The sequence below is a fragment of the Roseobacter sinensis genome (genome assembly GCF_025755255.1).
GTDB classification, from domain to species: domain Bacteria; phylum Pseudomonadota; class Alphaproteobacteria; order Rhodobacterales; family Rhodobacteraceae; genus Roseobacter; species Roseobacter sinensis.
The window spans coordinates 1-633 of record NZ_JALIEB010000072.1 but is presented as its reverse complement, the minus strand read 5'-3'; the positions used below and the strand labels follow the sequence as shown (position 1 = coordinate 633).

Annotated in this window: 1 protein-coding gene; it reads right to left on the bottom strand. The window is 56.2% G+C overall.

All coding sequences use genetic code 11. From position 1 onward, the window contains the following. Positions 1-200: 200 nt before the first annotated feature. Positions 201-554, bottom strand: coding sequence for an IS5 family transposase (locus tag MUB52_RS24175; protein ID WP_404818278.1), 354 nt, complete (start codon positions 552-554; stop codon positions 201-203). Between the last annotated feature and the right edge of the window lie 79 nt (positions 555-633).

The window sequence follows — 633 nt, the reverse complement described above, 5'->3', positions numbered from 1 at the left end:
GCGCGCGTTCCTCTCTTCGACAATCCAATTGCTGTCGAAGGCCTTGTCCGCCAGCAGAGTGTCGAACGAAAGGCCTTGGATCAAGGGAGCAACGCCCACGGTATCATAGCGGTTCCCCGGCAGAAGGACGAACCGCACAAGGTTGCCGAGGGCATCTGTGAGCGCCAGTATCTTGGTCGTCCAACCGCCCTTGGACCTGCCTATAGCCTGACTGAGAGTCCCCCTTTCGCGCCCTGTCCGGCGCGATGAACCTTGACGATGGTTCCATCAATCATCGCCATCTCCATATCAGGCTGATCAGACAAATCATTGAACATGCGTTCAAAAACACCCAACCGCGCCCAATCCCGAAACCGGCGGTAAATCGTATTCCAGTTCCCGAAACCGGGTGGCAGATCGCGCCAGGGCGATCCAGTGCGCGCGATCCAGAAAACCGCCTCCATAAACAGGCGTGCATCACTGCCGGTGCGACCCGGATGCGTTTTGAGCCCAAGGCAATGTGGCTCCATCTTCGCCCATTGATGATCGCGGATGACAAACCTGCTCGTGTCCATTCAAACCTCCCTTTTGCGAGTTTGAAGCAGATCTTAGCTCAGATGGGAATCTTGAAGCTCAACAGACCTTAGAGCAGCG